The sequence below is a fragment of the Actinomycetospora succinea genome (assembly GCF_004363095.1).
In the GTDB taxonomy this organism is placed as follows: domain Bacteria; phylum Actinomycetota; class Actinomycetes; order Mycobacteriales; family Pseudonocardiaceae; genus Actinomycetospora; species Actinomycetospora succinea.
In genome coordinates this window covers 690,336-707,355 of the sequence record NZ_SNYO01000004.1, presented here as the reverse complement: position 1 = coordinate 707,355, position 17,020 = coordinate 690,336, and the positions used below count along the sequence as shown (strand labels likewise).

General features: G+C 73.0%; 19 protein-coding genes. 15 read left to right on the top strand and 4 right to left on the bottom strand.

The window, feature by feature from the left end:
* Window positions 1–192 precede the first annotated feature (192 nt).
* On the bottom strand, window positions 193–468 hold the full coding sequence (locus tag EV188_RS18550) for a hypothetical protein (RefSeq protein ID WP_133827717.1): 276 nt from the start codon (window positions 466–468) through the stop codon (window positions 193–195).
* Between the two features lie 257 nt (window positions 469–725).
* On the opposite strand from EV188_RS18550, the gene EV188_RS18545 reads away from it, so the two are divergent.
* The 4 genes from EV188_RS18545 (at window position 726) to EV188_RS18530 (ending at window position 4,501) form a co-directional block, all read left to right on the top strand.
* Entirely contained in the window at window positions 726–1,373 is a 648-nt protein-coding gene (locus EV188_RS18545) for a sigma-70 family RNA polymerase sigma factor (protein WP_133827716.1), read from the top strand.
* A gap of 626 nt (window positions 1,374–1,999) precedes the next feature.
* Window positions 2,000–2,473: a GAF domain-containing protein gene (locus tag EV188_RS18540; protein WP_166659959.1), complete on the top strand. Its 474-nt coding sequence runs from the start codon at window positions 2,000–2,002 to the stop codon at window positions 2,471–2,473.
* 604 nt (window positions 2,474–3,077) lie between these two features.
* On the top strand, window positions 3,078–3,434 hold the full coding sequence (locus EV188_RS18535; RefSeq protein WP_133827714.1) for a hypothetical protein: 357 nt from the start codon (window positions 3,078–3,080) through the stop codon (window positions 3,432–3,434).
* 38 nt (window positions 3,435–3,472) lie between these two features.
* Window positions 3,473–4,501 (top strand): fatty acid desaturase family protein, encoded by a 1,029-nt coding sequence (locus EV188_RS18530; RefSeq protein ID WP_133827713.1) that lies wholly within the window; start codon window positions 3,473–3,475, stop codon window positions 4,499–4,501.
* 347 nt (window positions 4,502–4,848) lie between these two features.
* Here the strand turns inward: EV188_RS18530 and EV188_RS18525 are convergent, their stop codons facing one another.
* The gene (locus EV188_RS18525) at window positions 4,849–5,052 is read right to left on the bottom strand and encodes a cold-shock protein (protein WP_279536755.1); all 204 of its coding nucleotides are present in this window, start codon (window positions 5,050–5,052) and stop codon (window positions 4,849–4,851) included.
* Window positions 5,053–5,380: 328 nt separating this feature from the next.
* On the opposite strand from EV188_RS18525, the gene EV188_RS18520 reads away from it, so the two are divergent.
* The 4 genes from EV188_RS18520 to EV188_RS18505 all read left to right on the top strand — a co-directional run bounded on the left by EV188_RS18520 (window position 5,381) and on the right by EV188_RS18505 (window position 8,739).
* Complete coding sequence (locus EV188_RS18520) at window positions 5,381–6,280, top strand: ANTAR domain-containing protein (protein WP_133827711.1); 900 nt, start codon at window positions 5,381–5,383, stop codon at window positions 6,278–6,280.
* A complete protein-coding gene (locus tag EV188_RS18515; protein ID WP_133827710.1) occupies window positions 6,277–7,014 on the top strand; it encodes a GAF and ANTAR domain-containing protein in 738 nt (245 codons plus the stop codon). Before EV188_RS18520 ends, EV188_RS18515 begins: the two co-directional genes overlap by 4 nt.
* Before the next feature lie 167 nt (window positions 7,015–7,181).
* Window positions 7,182–8,348 (top strand): fatty acid desaturase family protein, encoded by a 1,167-nt coding sequence (locus EV188_RS18510; protein WP_133827709.1) that lies wholly within the window; start codon window positions 7,182–7,184, stop codon window positions 8,346–8,348.
* Window positions 8,349–8,439: 91 nt separating this feature from the next.
* Window positions 8,440–8,739, top strand: a complete 300-nt coding sequence (locus EV188_RS18505; RefSeq protein ID WP_133827708.1) for a hypothetical protein — start codon at window positions 8,440–8,442, stop codon at window positions 8,737–8,739.
* Window positions 8,740–8,896: 157 nt separating this feature from the next.
* On the opposite strand, the gene EV188_RS18500 is transcribed toward EV188_RS18505, so the two are convergent.
* Entirely contained in the window at window positions 8,897–10,147 is a 1,251-nt protein-coding gene (locus EV188_RS18500; RefSeq protein WP_166659958.1) for a glycosyltransferase, read from the bottom strand.
* Window positions 10,148–10,425: 278 nt separating this feature from the next.
* Here EV188_RS18500 and EV188_RS31775 point away from each other — a divergent pair, with 278 nt between their 5' ends.
* A complete protein-coding gene (locus tag EV188_RS31775; RefSeq protein WP_166659957.1) occupies window positions 10,426–10,596 on the top strand; it encodes a hypothetical protein in 171 nt (56 codons plus the stop codon).
* Window positions 10,597–10,602: 6 nt separating this feature from the next.
* Here the strand turns inward: EV188_RS31775 and betT are convergent, their stop codons facing one another.
* Window positions 10,603–12,645, bottom strand: a complete 2,043-nt coding sequence (betT, locus tag EV188_RS18495) for a choline BCCT transporter BetT (RefSeq protein ID WP_166659956.1) — start codon at window positions 12,643–12,645, stop codon at window positions 10,603–10,605.
* A 254-nt stretch (window positions 12,646–12,899) separates the two neighbouring features.
* Between betT and EV188_RS18490 the strand changes: the two genes are divergently transcribed.
* The 6 genes from EV188_RS18490 (at window position 12,900) to EV188_RS18470 (ending at window position 16,987) form a co-directional block, all read left to right on the top strand.
* Window positions 12,900–13,214: a DUF3040 domain-containing protein gene (locus EV188_RS18490; protein ID WP_166659955.1), complete on the top strand. Its 315-nt coding sequence runs from the start codon at window positions 12,900–12,902 to the stop codon at window positions 13,212–13,214.
* Between the two features lie 125 nt (window positions 13,215–13,339).
* Window positions 13,340–13,672: a hypothetical protein gene (locus tag EV188_RS18485; protein WP_133827704.1), complete on the top strand. Its 333-nt coding sequence runs from the start codon at window positions 13,340–13,342 to the stop codon at window positions 13,670–13,672.
* A 243-nt stretch (window positions 13,673–13,915) separates the two neighbouring features.
* A complete protein-coding gene (locus tag EV188_RS18480; protein WP_133827703.1) occupies window positions 13,916–14,605 on the top strand; it encodes a response regulator transcription factor in 690 nt (229 codons plus the stop codon).
* The gene (locus tag EV188_RS18475) at window positions 14,602–15,984 is read left to right on the top strand and encodes a sensor histidine kinase (protein WP_243741792.1); all 1,383 of its coding nucleotides are present in this window, start codon (window positions 14,602–14,604) and stop codon (window positions 15,982–15,984) included. Before EV188_RS18480 ends, EV188_RS18475 begins: the two co-directional genes overlap by 4 nt.
* Entirely contained in the window at window positions 15,981–16,175 is a 195-nt protein-coding gene (locus EV188_RS31770) for a hypothetical protein (RefSeq protein ID WP_166659954.1), read from the top strand. Before EV188_RS18475 ends, EV188_RS31770 begins: the two co-directional genes overlap by 4 nt.
* On the top strand, window positions 16,172–16,987 hold the full coding sequence (locus EV188_RS18470; RefSeq protein WP_166659953.1) for a YhjD/YihY/BrkB family envelope integrity protein: 816 nt from the start codon (window positions 16,172–16,174) through the stop codon (window positions 16,985–16,987). Before EV188_RS31770 ends, EV188_RS18470 begins: the two co-directional genes overlap by 4 nt.
* Window positions 16,988–17,020: the final 33 nt, after the last annotated feature.

Here is a 17,020-nt window from a genome sequence, read left to right as displayed (position 1 = left end):
TCAGACAGCTCCACAGCACTCCCGAGAGGTCCTCCCCTCAAGATCATTCAGACCGTGTCGTCACACGCGCTCAACCAACGTGTCCGGTCAGTACAGCTAGTGCGTGATCCGTGGTCCCCCGGCCGGCGAGATGTCGACGTGCCGGCCGGATCCACGGAGCCCTCCGCGACGGTTCCGCGCCGGAGCGCCCTCTCATCCCCCCGCGGGCGGCAGCGTCCCTCCGCCGTCGGGCCGTCCGGCGCCGTTGGATCGCGACGTCGCCGCGGGCCGCGCGGGGTCGTGTTCGGGCGTGGCGTCACCGGAGACGGGCGCGGAGCGGAGCGCCGGCTCGTGCGGCACGGCCGTTCCGCGCGACGCGGCCCCGGCGTGCTCGAAGAAGCGCAGCAGGTCGACCGGGAACGGCATCACCAACGTGCTGTTCTTCCGGCCGCCACGTCGGTCACGGTCTGCCTTCTGGACGTTGATCACGGTATTCACCGGGTCGTCGCGCCTCCGCGGTCGACGTCGACCCCGAGAACCAGGGCAGCTCCGAGGTCGCTCCGCGCTACCAGCACTGATCCCGGGCCGCTCGTCAGCGGGGGCCCGAGGGCTCCGGCGACGCGCGGTGCTTCCCGGACGGTCCGCACGCTTCGTCCGGGCCTCTAGGATTGGACTGGACGGACCACAGGTGACGTCCCGGACCCGGCGCACCGTGCACCAGAACAGGCGCGCGCGGCGGGAGCGGAATGAGCGCAGTGACTGGCTCGGCCGAGGTGCCCGAGCCCCCTGCGCACGGGCACCCGGGGTCGGTCGTCGCCGGACGACGGAGGCAGACCGGCGAGTCCGAGGTCGACGCGGCCGTGCTGGCCCGAGTCGCCCGGCGGGATACGCGCGCCCTCGGCGAGCTCTACGACCGGTTCGGCCGGCAGGTGTACTCGCTGGCCCGGCGCATCTGTCGCGACGACCACATCGCCGAGGAGGCCACCCAGGAGCTCTTCCTCGCCGTCTGGCGCCAGGCAGGTCGTTTCGATCCCGCGCGCGGAACGGTCCGCACGTGGATCTTCACGCTCGCCCACCACATCGCCGTCGACGCTGTCCGCCGCGAGGCGGCCATCCGACGGCGCACCCTCTCGGCCGGTGAGGACGAGCGGGAGGTCCCCGCCGCCCCGGGAGCGGACCAGGCCGCGATCGGTTCGATGGTGGGCGCGAACGTGCGGGCGGCGCTCGCGGCCCTCCCGCCGGCGCAGCGTCACGTGCTGGCGCTGGCGTACTACCGCGGCTGTACCCAGTCCGAGATCGCAACGTCGCTCGGGATCCCGCTCGGAACCGTCAAGTCCCGCACCTTCGCCGCCATGGCGACCCTGCGGTCGGCCCTCCACGGGTTCGAGCCCTGACGGACGCGGCGAGGCTCACCGGCAATCGGCGGAATCCTGGCACCGCGGGCCTCCGTCCGTGTCGGACTCCACCGCGCGGTGGGAGGCGATCACGGTCGCGGGGTCGAGACGGCCCGCGACGACATCCCCGACGAGATCCGGCAGTTCGATCCCGCGATGCGCGGCGTAGCCGCGAAGCAGTGTCGTCGCGACGTCGACGGACAGGCGACCTCGCCGGGCGAGGATGCCGAGCTTCCCAGTCCGGACCCGGGATGCGAGCGGGGTCGATGGAGCGCAAGCGGTCTCTCGTCGGGAGCTCCGCCGGACTGGGCTGTCCGTCGCAACGTCGTCCGGACGAGTTTGGTGACCTCCCCGAGCGAGGTACGTTCAGGGCGTCGGGCCTCGCGTGCGAGCCCGGCCGTCCTCCCCAGACCCGGTCGACGTGATGTCGCATCGTCCGACCACACCCCGTGGACGGGGCTGGAGGGAAGCGGGAGAAGACAGCCCGAGAGTCACGGGACTGCCGGATCGGATCCCACCCGTCGCCGACGACCGGCGTCCCCGTCGCTGCGCCCCGCCGCATCGGTTCCGGCGACGCCCGGACGCGTACCGCCTGCTCCGGCCGCACCAGCGAGAGGGAATCCTTCGTGCCCGAATCCGGCTCGAGCGAGCTGCTCGTCCAGCTCGCGCGACGCTGCGTCGCGGTGTTCGACGTCTCCGCTGCGGCGGTGTTGCTGGTCTCGCCCGGTGAGCCGGTGCGTGTCACCGCGGCGACGTCGCCGGGCTCTCACGCCCTCGCGTCGTTCGCCTCGGCCACCGAGACCGGCCCCGGCGTCGAGGCCCTCCGGACCGGCGCACAGGTCAGCAGCCCGCACATCGACCGCGACACCGTGGCCTGGCCTGGTTACGGCGCCGCCGCACGCCGCGCCGGCTTCCGCTCGGCGCAGGCTCTCCCGCTGCGCAGCGGCCGCCGCGTCGTCGGCGCGCTGTACCTGTTCGACATCCGCACCCGCAGCTTCGATGCCGACCAGCGTGCCCTGGGTCAGGCCATCGCCGACGACACCACGACCGCCTGGATCCACTACGACTCGGTGAGCGCCCGCGCCCGGGCATCCCGCTGACCGTGAGCCGACCGATGGGCGGCGGGGTGGACGGTCGGGCGGACCCGGCGGTTCGACCCGACCCGAGCCCGTAGAGCGTCGTCCGCGGCTCGGCGGGGCGGAGGCGACCCCGACAGGTCAGGACCTGGCGCGACGCGCTGTCGCCGTGTCAGGGCTGGTGTTGCGCACGACCGGTCTCGGCCGCAAGCTGAGTCCGGCACGACACCGGTCCCGCACCGCCGACGGCGCGGACGTCCTGGTGTCGACCACTGGCGGCCCCCAGACCCGGTCCTGTCGCATGCCCGCGAGCCCTGTCGCGGATACCGGATCGACCGAGAGGGCTGACCGACCCGATGACGAGTATCTCCTCCGGGCCGCCACCGTCTGCCCGGACACGGCACGTCGCGGCGCCCTCCGACGGGGCCGATCCCCGACCTCCCGAAGAACCGTGGCCAGGGGACGACGTCGTGACGCCCTCCCGTCGCGAATCCGCGGTCGACTGCTCGAGCCGGCTCAGATCGTGACTGATACGTCCGCGGACGGACTTGTCCTCTCCCGGCCGCGACAGGTGGAGCCCGAGCAGGTCGGGACCGTCCTGGCCGGCGGTCGCGAGTGCGGTCGGCAGGTGGTCGACCCCCGGCAACCCAGCGCCCGCCTGATCGTCATGTGGACCATCCGCCACCACGCCCAGGTCACGGTGGACGGCCATGCCGACGGCGACGCGGTCGAACGCCTCGACCGTGCGCTCAACCTGATCATGCGGGCCCACGGCCTCCACATCACCGTCGATCTGACCCGTCTCCAAGGTCGTGACGTCGATGTCCTCGAGGTCCTCGCCGCCACCTGGCACCGGCTCTCGCACGCCGGCGGCCGGCTGCACGTCGTGGGGCTGCGCCGCCGACTGGTCACCGACCCCGAGGTGTCGGCGTTCCCCGAGGTCTTCGGGCGCCCGCGCTCCCCCACCCGTCCGCATCCGGCCTGACCCCCATGGACCGTCGACACACCACATCAGGAGCAGCCATGACCGTGGGCGAGGCCGTCCGACCGGTGCCGCGGCGCACGGAGTTCGCCGTGCTGACACAAGAGCTGCGCGGGGCCGGGCTGCTCGAGCGGCGCCGTGGCTGGTACACGGCCCTGATCGTCGCCACGACCACGCTCCTCGGCGCGACCGTCGCCGCCTTCGCCGCGATCGGCGACTCGTGGTGGGCTGTGGCACTGGCTCCGGTGTTCGCCGTTGTGGCCGGACAGTACGGGTTCATCGGTCACGATGCCGGGCACCGCCAGATTTTCGACAGCTCGCGGGCCAACGACGCCGTCGGCTACCTGGCCGGCAACCTCACCATCGGGCTGGGCTACGCCCGGTGGGTGGCCGAGCACAACGCACACCACGCCAACCCCAACCACGAGACACGCGACCCCGACGTCCAGATCCCGGTGCTCGCCTTCAGCGCGGAGCAGGCCACCGGGCGTCGCGGTCCGCTCGGGTTCGTCGCCCGCCACCAGGCTGCGCTGTTCTTCCCTCTGCTTCTGCTCGAGGCGCTGAGCATGCACGTCGGGAGTGTCCGGGCCCTCCTCGAGGGCGAGGTCGCCAAACCACGCCTGGAGGCGTCCCTGCTCGCCGTGCACGCCGCGGTCTACCTCGGTGCGGTGTTCCTCGTGCTCTCTCCGGGCCCCGCGATCGTCTTCGTGATCGTCCAGCAGGGGCTCTTCGGGCTCTACCTCGGGGCGGTGTTCGCGCCGAACCACAAGGGCATGCCGATGGTGTCCGCGGCGGACCGGCTCGACCCCGTGCGCAAGCAGGTCCTCACCTCGCGGAACATCCGCGGCAACGTCCTCGTCGACCACGCCATGGGCGGCCTGAACCACCAGATCGAACACCACCTGTTCGCCCGCATGCCACGACCGAACCTGCGGCGCGCCCGGCCTCTCGTCGAAGCGTTCTGCGCGCAGCAGGGCATCTCCTACACCGAGACGGGGCTCCTCGACTCGTACGCCCGCACCCTGCGTCACCTGCACGAGGCCGGCGCACCCCTGCGCGGCGAGCGGTGATCAGGGGGGGGAGTGCGGGGATCGGGGATCGGTGACGGCGCCGACCCGGTCGGCAACCCCGGGCCCCGCACGGCGGCGACCAGTGCGATCGAGGAGACGACCAGCGCGCCGACCCCCTCGCCGACGAGATCGAGCAGATTCACGGCGACACGGCCGGCGGGGATCACGAGGCGTCCGCGTGGCGCTCGTAGCAGGGGTGGTCGACGTGCCCGGGAGCGTGCGCGGGAGAAACGGGTGACCTGATGGTTGCCCTGCTTTCGTGGAGGTGCAGGCCGGACGGGGTCGATCGGCACGCCGGCGCCGGGAGCGTCGTGAGGACGCTCGCCGGTCGCCGGCCCGCCGTGGTCTCAGAGAGGACGGACCGAGTCGGCCTGCATCCCCTTCTGGCCCTGCGAGGCGGTGAAGGTCACCCGCTGGTTCTCCTCGAGCGACTTGTAGCCCGACGACTCGATGGCGGAGAAGTGGACGAAGACGTCCTTGCTCCCGTCATCGGGCGCGATGAAACCGAAGCCCTTCTCGGCGTTGAACCACTTCACGGTTCCGTCGGTCACGGAGTTCCTCATCTCTTCTGCGCGGCCGCGGCAGGGACCTGCCGATCGGCGTTGCCCGGAACTCCTGCCATCCGGGGCTTCCCCGGGTGTGCGCACGAGATCGGTGTCACGTGATCCGGCGCTCGACGCGAGGACAACAAGACGGCAACGGCCGGAACGCTACACGGTGCGTCACCGGACCGGAGCCGCGAGAGGCGGGAAGCCCGCCGGGCCTCGATGCTCTACCGTGCGGTGGTCTTCGAGACGTCGCGCCACCAGCGCGTCGCAGGCCCCGGACCCCGGCCGACGAGGACGCAGCCGTCGCTGCGCGGGTCGGGAGGGACACAGCGTGAGCGCCCAGGATGGCGCCGAGGACGCTCTGCGGCGTCACCGGCTGCTGGCGCTCGTCGACGGCGAGGGGTCGGCAGGCGCGGCGGCCGGGGGCGGCCGGGGCACCGCCGACGCGCCGGCCTTGTTGTCCCGGCTCGGCAGGGTGTGCACGGTGGCGGTGTCGGAGGTCCGGGTCGATGGTGCCGGGGTGACGGTGATGGGCAGCCTCGAGGCGGGGGTGGGCGGCGCGCGGGACCAGATCGCCGCCACCGGCCGATTGACCCAGCAGCTCGAGGACCTGCAGCTCACGACCGGTGAGGGCCCGTGCCTCGACGCCTACCGCGGCGGCCTCCCGGTCCTGGCCGGCGACATCGCTGCCGAGCCGGCGCGCTGGCTGGGGTTCGGCCCCGAGGCGGTCCGGGCCGGGGTGGCGGCGCTGTTCTCGCTGCCACTGCAGGTCGGCGCGGTCCGGCTGGGCACCCTCGATCTGCACCGCCTCACCACGGGCCCACTCACGCGCGAGCAGCTCGCCGACGCCCTCGCCCTCGCCGCGCTCGCCACCGAGGCCCTGCTCGACCTCACCGACTCCGGCAACGGTGCCGCCCAGGAGGACGACGGCGACGTCCAGGACGCGGCGGCGTCCCTGACGGGATGGCTGCCCGACGTGCACGCCGACGTGCACATCGCCGCCGGCATGGTCTCGGCCCGTGCCGGCGTCGACGTCGCCACCGCCCTGCTGCGGGTGCGGGCCCACGCCTTCTCCCACAGCGAACCGATTCACGACGTCGCACGGCGGATCATCGCCCGCGACCTGGTGCTCGACCGGTCGGGGACGCCCGAACCGGGACCTCCTCCCGAGGACGGGCACGAACCATCTCCAGAGACCCCAGCCCCGGACCCGGAGGGCGAAGACCCATGAGCAACGGCCGCGAACCCCAGGTCATCGACACGTTCCTGGGCCTGACCGACACCCTCGTCCACGACTTCGACGCCCTGGACATGCTGACGATGCTCTCGGAACGCTGCGTCGAGCTCCTCGACGTCGACGCGGCGGGGGTCATCCTGACCGACGGGCAGGGCGGCCTGTCGGTGGCCGCCGCGTCCACGGAGCGGACCCGTCTGTTGGAGGTGTTCGCCGTCGCCATCGACGCCGGCCCGTGCGTGGACTGCGTGCGCAGCGGCCGCCCGGTGAGCAGCGAGGACCTCACCGCGCCCGGCGCCGGTGACCGGTGGCCCCGCTACGCGTCCCAGGCCACCGACGCCGGGTTCCGGTCCACCCATGCCCTCCCGATGCGCCTGCGGGACGAGGTGATCGGGGTGCTGACCCTGCTCCACACCGACCCGCACATACTCGTCGACGACGACGTCCGGCTCGGTCAGGCGCTGGCCGACGCGGCGACCATCGGCCTGCTCCACGAGCGGGCGGTGCGCTACGCCGAGACCGTGCAGGAACAGCTCCAGGGCGCCCTCAACAGCAGGGTCATCATCGAGCAGGCCAAGGGCGTCGTCGCCGGGCAGAGCGAGCTCGGCCCGGAGGAGGCGTTCGGCAGGTTGCGGACCCACGCCCGCCGGCACGGACTGCGGCTCACCGACCTCGCCCGCGCCGTCGTCGAGCGCACGGTCGACGTGGCGTCCCTCCGGCCCGGCCCGTAGGGAGACCCACCACACCGAGGTGTGGGCCTGCGCTCCTCCGGGTGTGCGACGGCGACACTGCGAGCACCCTGCGTCAGAGCCCGCACGGCCACGCGCCGGCGGCCCTCCGATGTGTTCGCCCGGACCCGCGATCTCGTCGCCCCACGTCCGCGAGACCCGGAGGCCCCATGACGGTTGTCCTGCCTGCACCGACCACCACCCACGCCGACGACGACCGCGCCGCCACCGCGGTCCGTCCACCGACGACGTCGACGTCGAGCACGACCGCGCACCTCTCGGATGCCGACGTCGAGGCCCTGGGGGTCGAGCTGGACGCGCTGCGCCAGAGCGTGATGAGCGATCTCGGCGACGAGGACGCCGCCTACATCCGGCGGGTCGTCGCGGTCCAACGAGGGCTCGAGGCCGGCGGCCGTGCGTTGTTGCTGGTCTCGCCACTGCCGCCGGCGTGGCTCGCCGGGACCGCGGCCCTGTCGGTGGCCAAGATCCTCGAGAACATGGAGATCGGCCACAACGTCCTGCACGGCCAGTGGGACTGGATGAACGACCCCGAGATCCATTCGAGCACCTGGGAGTGGGACTCGGCCTCGTCCGCCGAGGGGTGGAAGTACACCCACAACTTCGTGCACCACACCTACACCAACGTCCTCGGCAAGGACCGCGACGTCGGGTACGCCGTGCTGCGCGTCAGCCCCGAACAGCCGTGGCGCCCGCACCACCTCGTCCAGCTCGGCACCAACACCGCGCTCGCCCTCGGCTTCGAGTACGGCATCGCCGTCTACGACATCGAGCTCGAGGAGGTCGCCGCGGGCCGCAAGCCGTGGGCAAAGGCACGCACCGAGCTGGGCGGCCTGTGGCGCAAGATCCGCGGCCAGCTCGCCAAGGACTACATCCGGTGGCCGCTGCTCTCCGGCCTGGCGGCCCCGACGACCCTCGCGGCCAACCTCACCGCCAACATCGCGCGCAACGTCTGGACGCACGCCGTGATCTTCTGCGGCCACTTCCCGGCCGGCGCCGAGGTCTTCGGCGAGGACCAGCTCGACGGGGAGACCCGCGGCCAGTGGTACCTGCGCCAGCTGCTCGGCTCGGCCAACCTCGACGGCCCCCCGCTGCTGCACCTGATGACCGGCAACCTTTCCCACCAGATCGAGCACCACCTCTTCCCGGACATGCCCTCGCGCCGCTACGCGCAGGTCGCACCGGCGGTGCGTGACATCTGCACGCGGTACGGGCTCCCGTACACCAGTGGCTCACTACCGCGCCAGTACGCCGGGGTCCTCGCCACCATCGCCCGGATGTCGCTGCCGGGCGGGACCGCGACCGACACGGCCGCGTGAAGCCGCCCCGAACCGTGGCCAGCCGCTCACTTGCCGCGGATCCCCCGCGGGGAGGAGGCTGACGGTCATTCAACCCGAGCGGGGGTCGCCGGTGCTCTCCCCCACGCCGCGCACCATCATCCTGGCTGGCCCCATCGGCACCTCCGAGATGACGAGTCTCGTCAACTACTGCGAACAGCTCCAGCGCAGCGGCCTGACCGAGCTGCACCTGGAGATGAACGCTGTCACCGACTGCCGCCGCGCCGGCCTGGACGGACTGCCGGTGTCCGTCGACGGGGCCCGCTGGTCACACTTCCTGGGTCTGCTCAGCGCCGCGCCCGTCGACGAGATCCAGGAACTTTGCGACGACGTTCGCCGGCTCCTGCCTCGACCGGTCCCCGACAGCTGCTAGGAACGTGCCGGTCCGGCACGGGACGCCGAGCCTCTCGCCGGGAGCAGACCTCCTGGCGAGAGGCTCGGCGTCGCTCTAGCACGTGTACGTCGTCGAGCCTGGCGGCGAGGACGTTGCAGCCTCGATCGAGGCGCTACCGCCCGAGCTTCTCGTCGACTCACTGACCGACCAGGTCCTCGAGAATCCTGACGCCGTGGTCGAGCCCGTTCTCGGCGCGAACCTGCTGCCCGATCTCGGCGGCCCTCTCCCGGTAGTCGTCACGACCGACGAGGTCACCGAGGCGATCGGCGAGCCCGGCGGCGAGCTTCCCCGCCGGGAGGGGCGCGGGGCCCGCTCCCAGTGCGTGCACACGCGCGGCCCAGAAGGGCTGGTCGCCGAGGAAGGGGCAGACCAGCGTCGGCTTCCCGGCGCGCAGCCCGGCGGCGGTCGAGCCGGCGCCGCCGTGGTGCACGACCGCGGCGACACGGTCGAAGAGCCAGTCGTGGGGTACCGCGTCGACCACGAGCACGTCGTCGGACGGTGCGTCACCGGCGGTCAGCCCGCCCCAGCCCGTGGCGACGACGCCGCGGAGCCGGTTCGCGACGAGCGCTCCGAGCACGGCGTCGCGCCGCTCGTCGGCGCCCTTGCCGAAGCCCATCGACCCGAACCCGACGTAGACGGGAGCCTCGCCGGCGGCGAGGAAGTCGACGAGCCGGGCGTCCGGGTGCCACGCGGGGTCGGGCGGCAGGAACCAGTAGCCGGTGACGTGCGCCGAGGGCGGGTAGTCGGCCGGGACCGGGACGACGTGGCGGCTGAAGGGGTACAGCACGTCCACCGGCGAGCCGTCCGGGTTGCGCAGCGGGTCCGCGAACCGGCCGACGCGTCCCAGGCCGAGCCGGCGGCGGAAGTCGTTGATCATCCCGCCGTAGAGGACCGTGGCCATCCGCGTGAACGCGTACGTGGCGCGGTTGATCCGGCCGGGCAGCGACATGCCGCCCAGGAACGGGATCGGGAACGCCCGTGTCGGGCTGTAGAAGGGCAGCGGGATCGACAGCACCCCGGGCACCCCGAGCGCCTCGGCGAGGTGCGGCCCCGCCAGGCACTTGGGGTGGTGGACGATCACCTCCGGGTCGGCCGCCCGCGCCGCGGCCCACTGCTCGTCGAGGTGTTCGCGCATCGCCTCGCGCATCACCCCGAGGGTCCGCAGCGCGTCCCGGGCGCCGCGGAGCTCCGGCATGACCTCCCGCAGCATGGTGAGCATCCGCGACCCCGCGGGCTCGAGCCTGACCCCGACGCGGTCGGCCTCGTCCCGGAATGCCTCCGGGACGGCGAGCACCACGTCGTGACCACGTGCTCGCAGCGCGCCGCCCAGGGCGAGGTAGGGCTGGATGTCGCCGCGGGTGCCGAAGCTGGTGACGAGGACGCGCACGGGAGCCGCCGATCGATCCGGGAACGCGGACACAGATCGCCGACCAGACTTCCGGCACGCCATGGTGGACGCTACTCCGCGCGCGGCCGGCGGAGTAGCGTCCGCTCCACCTGGGGCCGCTCGACGGTCCGGTGCTCGGTCAGCTCGGTCGACTGCTCCCCCTCGGCCTGCTCACCGGGCTCCTCGCGGTCCCGGCCGCCTGAGCGGCGACGCTCGGGTGTGGCCTGCTGCCCGGCGTCGCCGCCACGATCGGCCTGATCGTCGCCGTCCAGGTCGCCGTGGTCGCTGCCCCGGACCGGGCGGGCTGGTTCCCGCTCGCCGCGCCCGCCCTGCGGGCGCTGCGCCTCGGCGAGGTCGCACCGCACCAGCTCGCCCTCGTCGCGCTGGTCCCCCTCGCCTTCGGCGCGCTTACGGCCCTGGCGTGGGACCGTCTGCGTCTCGACCGGTAGGGGTGGTCAGCCCCGGACCTCCTGGATGCGCACGAACTCGAGGTCCCGTTCGTACTGGTCGAGGATGTCGTCGGTGAGCTGCCCGTAGGTGTAGCCCATGACGTCGTAGCCCTGGCCGCCCTCACGCAGGTGCACCTCGAGGCGGCAGTAGGTGTCGGTGCCCTTCGGCACGGCGTGGCCGTAGACGGGGATCGGGACCTCGCGCGGCTCGACGCGGTAGAGGAACTGGCGCTCCTCCCCCAGATCGGCGACCAGCTCGACGGCCCTCGTGCCGCCCTCGCCGTCCTCCCGGGCCTCCGCCGTCACGCCCCGCTCGCGCAGGTGCGACGCCACCTCCTCGACCGCGGGGTGAGCCACCTCGTCGAGGAACTCCTGCGCCCGCGCGGAGTCGGGGAAGGACAACGCACGGTCGAGGCGCTGCCGCCACCCGGGCACACCGGAGCGGTGCCCGTCGCCGGGACTGCGGCCGGAGATCGACGAGCGCAGCGCGTAGCGCTGGCTCTCGGCGTGCAGGGCCTCCACCCGCAACGCCTTCCACAGACCGTAGGCGACCAGGGCCAGCACGAACGCGAACGGCAGACCCATGATGATGGTGGCGTTCTGCAGCGCGGTGACCCCGCCGACCAGCAGCATCCCGATCGTGAGCAGACCCGTCGCCACCGCCCAGAAGATGCGCACCGCCGGCCGCCCGTCCGACTGCGGTGTCGCCAGGTGCGAGGTCAGGTTGGCCATCACCAGGGCGGCGGAGTCGGCCGAGGTCACGTAGAAGAGCAGGCCGACGAACGTCGCCAGTCCGGCGATGAACGGGACCGCCGGGTACTGCGCGAGCAGCTCGTAGAAGCCCTGCGCGTTGTTCTCCATCGTGTTGGCCCCGAAAGCGACGTTCCCGTCACGGATGACGTCGATCGCGCTGTTCCCGAAGATCGAGATCCACATGACGATGTAGGTGAACGGGATGATCAGCGTGCCGGCGACGAACTGCCGGATGGTGCGGCCCCGGGAGATGCGGGCCAGGAACAGCCCGACGAACGAGGCCCAGGCGATCCACCACGCCCAGAAGAACAGCGTCCAGGCGTTGAGCCAGTCGACGGGCCGGTCGAAGGCGAACGTCTCCAGGGTCAGGCTCGGGAACGAGCTGACGAAGTCGCCGACGTTCTGGACCAGGCCGTTGAGCAGGAAGACGGTGTCGCCGGCGACCAGCAGGAACAGCGCGAGCCCGATCGCGAGCAGGACGTTGAGCTGGCTGAGCAGCTTGATCCCGCGGTCCACGCCGGTCACGGCCGAGACCGTCGCCATGCCGACCGCCACGATCACCAGCCCGACCTGGGCGGCCGTCCCCTCCGGGACTCCGAAGAGGAAGAACAGCCCGTAGTTCAGCAGCACGACCCCGATGCCCAGGGAAGCGGCGACGCCGAAGATGGTGCCGAGCACCGCGGCGAGGTCGACCGCCGTCCCCAGGCCGCCGTGAATCCGCTTGCCGAAGATCGGGTAGAGGGCGGACCGTATGGCGAGCGGGAGATTGCGCCGGTAGGCGAAGTAGGCCAGCGCCATGCCCATCAGCGCGTAGAGGCCCCACCCACTGATCCCGTAGTGGAACAGCGTCCAGACCGTGGCGTCCTCGGCGGCCAGCAGCGTGCCGCCCTCGCCGCGCGGCGGGGTCAGGTACTGGGTCACCGGCTCCACGACCGCGAAGAACATCAGGTCGGTACCGATGCCCGCGGCGAAGAGCATCGACGCCCAGGCGAACGTGCTGAACTCCGGTCGTGAGTGCTCCGGGCCGAGGCGCACCCGCCCGAGACGCGACGCGCCGACGACGATGACGAACACCAGAACCAAGGTGGTCAGCAGGATGTAGAACCAGCCGAACCACTCCGACGTCCAGCCGACCACCGCGCCGATGGTGTCCGAGGCCGAGGTCGGCGCGATGATCGCCCAGAGCGCGATGGCCACGGTGACCGCGGCGGATCCGTAGAACACCGCGGGCTTGATCCGGGCACCGGACTCGGGTGCGGGCTCGGTCGGCGCCGCCTGCGGCTGTACATCGGTCATCTGCGCCTCCAGTCGTCGCGGCGTCATGACACTCCGTGAGAACCGGACAAGCTTCTCACGTCAGAAGTCGACTGCGCAGCACTCCGATCACCCAACGGGCGAGTGCGATGCACACGGAGAGCAGCGCGCTGCGCCCATCGCCTCACCGTTGGGCCGAGCCGTGGCCTCGGCGCAGTGAATCGGGCAGAGTGGACATCGGTGAGCCGGGAAGCCTGGTCGGCGGTGCAGTGGCGTGCGACCCGAGGACGGCGACGATGGCGAGCGATCCCGACCGACCCACACCACCCCAACCTGCCCGGCCCCTGAGCGAGCAGGAGAAGGACGCGTTCGCCCGGCTCGAGGCGTCCCTGCGCGACGAGGACCCGCCGGACCGTGGTCCCGACGGGACGGTGCCCGCGCGGCGTCGAACCGGCCCTCGCCCCCGGGACCTCGTGATCCAGGTCGTCGTGGTCGCCGTGCTGGCCGTAGCGCTGATGCCGAGCGCCTGGCTGGCTGGGCTGGTCGTCGCCATCGTCATGCTCGGCCCGACGTGCGTCGCCATCTGGGCGATGCGGCGAGGGATGCTGTGACGGCCCCGCCGCGGGCGACGACCTGACGAACGTCTGACGAACAGACCCGCGGCCCGTCCCCACCCGCGGTCCGCACCTACCGTCGAGGCGGCAGGACGACGCGCACGGATCGGGCGGGAGCACGGATGGACTTCTCGGCCGTCATCTGCCCGGAGACCGGGGTGACCGCGCGCGAGGCGGCGGTGCGGGCTCTCGTCGCCCGCGACCACCTCGGCGGCGAGGTCACGGCCCTCCCCGAGCTCGGGTTGCGGGAGCGACGCGCGGCCATGATCGAGGACGTGCGCGTCCTCACCGGTCTGCTCGCCGCGGAACTGTCCTGCGGCGGCGACCCGACCCCCGGGTTCGACGCCCCGCACCAGGCCGGCGAGACCCATCGCGCGACGTTGCTCTCGGACGACTTCGCATTCCAGGCGGCGCTCGCGATGCGGGCACTCGACCGCGCGGAGCAGTCGGAGTGATCCCGCCCGGACCGGGTCTCATTCCCCGACGAAGCCGGCGCAGGCCTCGGCCGTGGGTGCCGGTGCCCTGGGTGGCCCGATGACCGCCACACCACTCGCCTCGGCCGAGACGACCGGCGCGTCCTTCAGCGCCGCGCGAACCTGACGATCGGCTGACGACGGCGTCGCGGCCCCGCGACGTGTGCTCGGCGGGACACGGCGACGGGTAGCGTCGTCGAACCGGCTCTGCGGGAGGACCACCAGATGGGGACGCGCGTCCTGCTCGTCGAGGACGACGAGCGCATCCGCCAGGCCCTCGGGCTCGCGCTGGCCGACGAGGGCTACGACGTCGTCGAGACGGCCACGGGCGAGGAGGCGCTCGAGGTCGTCGACCCCGACCTCGACGTCGTCCTGCTCGACCTGATGCTGCCGGGCATCGACGGCATCGAGGTGTGCTCGACGCTGCGCTCCCGTGGCGACCTGCCGATCATCATCGCCACCGCGCGTTCGGACACCGCCGACGTCATCGCCGGACTGGAGGCCGGCGCCGACGACTACGTCACCAAGCCGCTGATCGCCGGGGAGCTGGCGGCCCGGATCAAGGCGCTCCTGCGGCGCCGCCGCCCTTCGGGATCGGAGGACGCGCCGGGCTCGTCGGAGCTGCGCGTGGGCGACCTGGTCATCAGCACCGGTCGCGAGGAGGTCGAGCGCGACGGGCACCGGCTGCACCTGACCCACACCGAGTTCCGCCTGCTGATCGAGCTCGTGTCCGCGCGGGGCGACGTCGTCACCCGCGAGCAGCTGCTCCAGCGGGTCTGGGGCTACGACTACTTCGGCGACACCCGCCTGCTCGACGTCCACGTCCGCCGGCTGCGCCGCAAGATCGAGCCCGACCCCGACGACCCGACGCTGGTGCTGACCGTGCGCGGCTCGGGGTACCGCGTCGGACAGTGAACGGCCTGCGCCGGCGCTTCGCGTCGGTGTCGCTGCGCTGGCGGGTGGCCCTCGCCTTCGGGCTGGTCACCACGGCGGTGGCGGGACTCCTGTCGGCGACCACCTGGCAGCTGGCGTCGAGCTACATGCTCGAGCAGCGGGAACGGGGAGCGACCAACCAGGCCGTGGTCGACGCGCGCCTCGTCGCCGACAGCCTCCGGCGGGGATCGGACGATCTGCCGACACTGCTCGTCGGGCTCACCGGCGAGCCCGAGACCGCCGTGCTGTTGCGGTCCGACGGGCGCTGGACCACCGCCGGACGTCAGGTCGACGTCGACAGCGTCCCCACCCTCCTGCTCGCCCTCGCGACCTCGGGGACACCGGCTCGCCAGCGGCTGGAGCTCGACCGAGCGCCGGTCCTCGCGGTCGCGCTGCCGGTGACCCCCGAAGGCGACCTGTTCGTCCGGCTCGTGCCCCTCACCGAGCTCGACCGGACGCTGCGCTTCGTGTCGATCGTCCTCGTCGCCGGTACGGTCCTGGCCGGCCTGCTCGGGGTCCTGCTGGGCTGGTGGACCGCCCGGCGGGCCCTCGCACCCCTGACCGAGCTCACCGACGCCGCGGGGCGCATGGCCGAGGGCGACCTCGGCGCGCGCCTGCCGGTGCGCCGGGAGGCCGACCTCGCCCCGCTGGCCACGCGGTTCAACGACACCGCCGACGCCCTGGAGGAGCGGGTGCAGCGAGACGCGCGGTTCGCCGGCGACGTCAGCCACGAGCTGAGGACACCGCTGACCACCATGATCAACGCGGTCGAGGTGCTCCGCCGGCGGCGCGGGGACCTCCCCGAGACCGCCGGGCGCGCCGTGGACCTGCTCGGCGCCGACGTGGAGCGGTTCCACCGGATGGTGGAGGATCTCCTGGAGATCTCGCGCGGCATCCAGGTCCCCGACCGACACGACCTCGCCCCGGTGGACCTCGGCATCGTCGTCCGGAACGTGCCCGCGTCGCTGGTCCCCGGCGCGGTCATCGACGTCCCGGAGCCGTCGCCGCTGGTCACGGCCGACCGCCGTCGCCTCGACCAGGTCGTGGCGAACCTCTGCGACAACGCCCGGCACCACGGGGGCGGCGTGGTGCGCCTCGGTGTCGTCCGCCGCGACGGGGAGGCGGCGATCGAGGTCGACGACGCCGGCCCGGGAGTGCCGGCGGAACTGCGAGACCGGATCTTCGAACGCTTCACCCGCGGCACGCGGTCCGGGCGCAACAGGGCCTACAGCGGGGGCACCGGACTCGGGCTCGCTCTCGTCGCCCAGCACGTCCACGGCCTCGGCGGGCGGGTGTGGGTGGAGGACCGACCGGGTGAAGGCGCCCGGTTCGTCGTCGCGCTACCGGAGGTGGCCTCGTGACCAGGCGCGGACGGGCGCTCGCCGTGCTGGGCCTCGCGGCGGGGCTGGCCGCCGGATGCGGGGTCCGGCCGGAGAGCGAGCCCGAGCCGCTGCCCCCGACCGCCCCGGTCGTGATGCCGCCCTCGGTGACCCAGGAGCCCGCCCCGACACCGTCGAGCCCGACGACCCCTCCCCCGCCACACCGACCGTGAGCCTGCTCCGCCGTCGACCGGCACGGACGCGCGTCGGCTGGGTCGTGGCCGCGGCCTCGCGGCACCGGGTCCCGGCGCTGGCGGCGGAGTCGGCGTTCTTCGCCGCGCTCGCTGTGTTCCCCGCCCTGCTCACCGTGGTCGCGATCCTCCGCACGGCGGGACCGGCGCTGGGCGCCGACGCCGACGTGGCCGCCGTCGGCGGCATGACCCGGCTGCTGCGCGTGGTGCTCACGACACGGGGCAGCGCCGCCGCCGACGCCGCCGCGACCCTGCTGACCACCAGCACCACCGGTCTGCTGACCGTCGGCACCGTGGCCGCGCTGGTGCTGCTGGTCCGGGCCCTGCGCTCGGTGCTGCACGCCCTGGCCACGATCGCCGGACGCCCGCCCCGGACCTGGCGCGCGGCCACCGCCCTCGGGGTCATGCTGCTCGTCGGCGGCGCCACCGTCACCGCCGCGGCGGTGCAGGACCCGCTGCTGGTGCTCGACGCCCCGGCTGGCGACCTCGTGTGGCGTCTCCTACGGTGGCCGGTCGTCGTCCTCGCCCTCGTCGGGTGGGCGGTGCTGGTGCTGCGGGTCGGGATGCGCACGGGCCGCGGCACCTTGCGGGTCACCTTCGTCGCCGCGTCGGGTGCCGTGGGGGCCTGGGTGGCCGCGAGCGCGGTGTTCCCGCTCTACGTGTCGGTCGTCGCGCGCGTCGGGAGCGGCCTCGGCGCCCTCGGGGGTGGGCTGATCCTGCTCGTGTGGCTCTACCTGCTCACCCTGTCGCTCTACCTCGGTGCGGAAGCTGCGCGGCGGCGGCACCGGCGATGACGCGCCGCTGCGCTCCCCCGCCTGATCCGAGGG

Coding starts and splice junctions, on each gene's coding strand:
- EV188_RS18545 (WP_133827716.1), top strand. CDS start 726: ATGAGCGCAGTGACTGGCTCGGCCGAGGTGCCCGAGCCCCCTGCGCAC.
- EV188_RS18530 (WP_133827713.1), top strand. CDS start 3,473: ATGACCGTGGGCGAGGCCGTCCGACCGGTGCCGCGGCGCACGGAGTTC.
- EV188_RS18515 (WP_133827710.1), top strand. CDS start 6,277: ATGAGCAACGGCCGCGAACCCCAGGTCATCGACACGTTCCTGGGCCTG.
- EV188_RS18510 (WP_133827709.1), top strand. CDS start 7,182: ATGACGGTTGTCCTGCCTGCACCGACCACCACCCACGCCGACGACGAC.
- betT (WP_166659956.1), bottom strand. CDS start 12,645: ATGACCGATGTACAGCCGCAGGCGGCGCCGACCGAGCCCGCACCCGAG.
- EV188_RS18490 (WP_166659955.1), top strand. CDS start 12,900: ATGGCGAGCGATCCCGACCGACCCACACCACCCCAACCTGCCCGGCCC.
- EV188_RS18485 (WP_133827704.1), top strand. CDS start 13,340: ATGGACTTCTCGGCCGTCATCTGCCCGGAGACCGGGGTGACCGCGCGC.
- EV188_RS18480 (WP_133827703.1), top strand. CDS start 13,916: ATGGGGACGCGCGTCCTGCTCGTCGAGGACGACGAGCGCATCCGCCAG.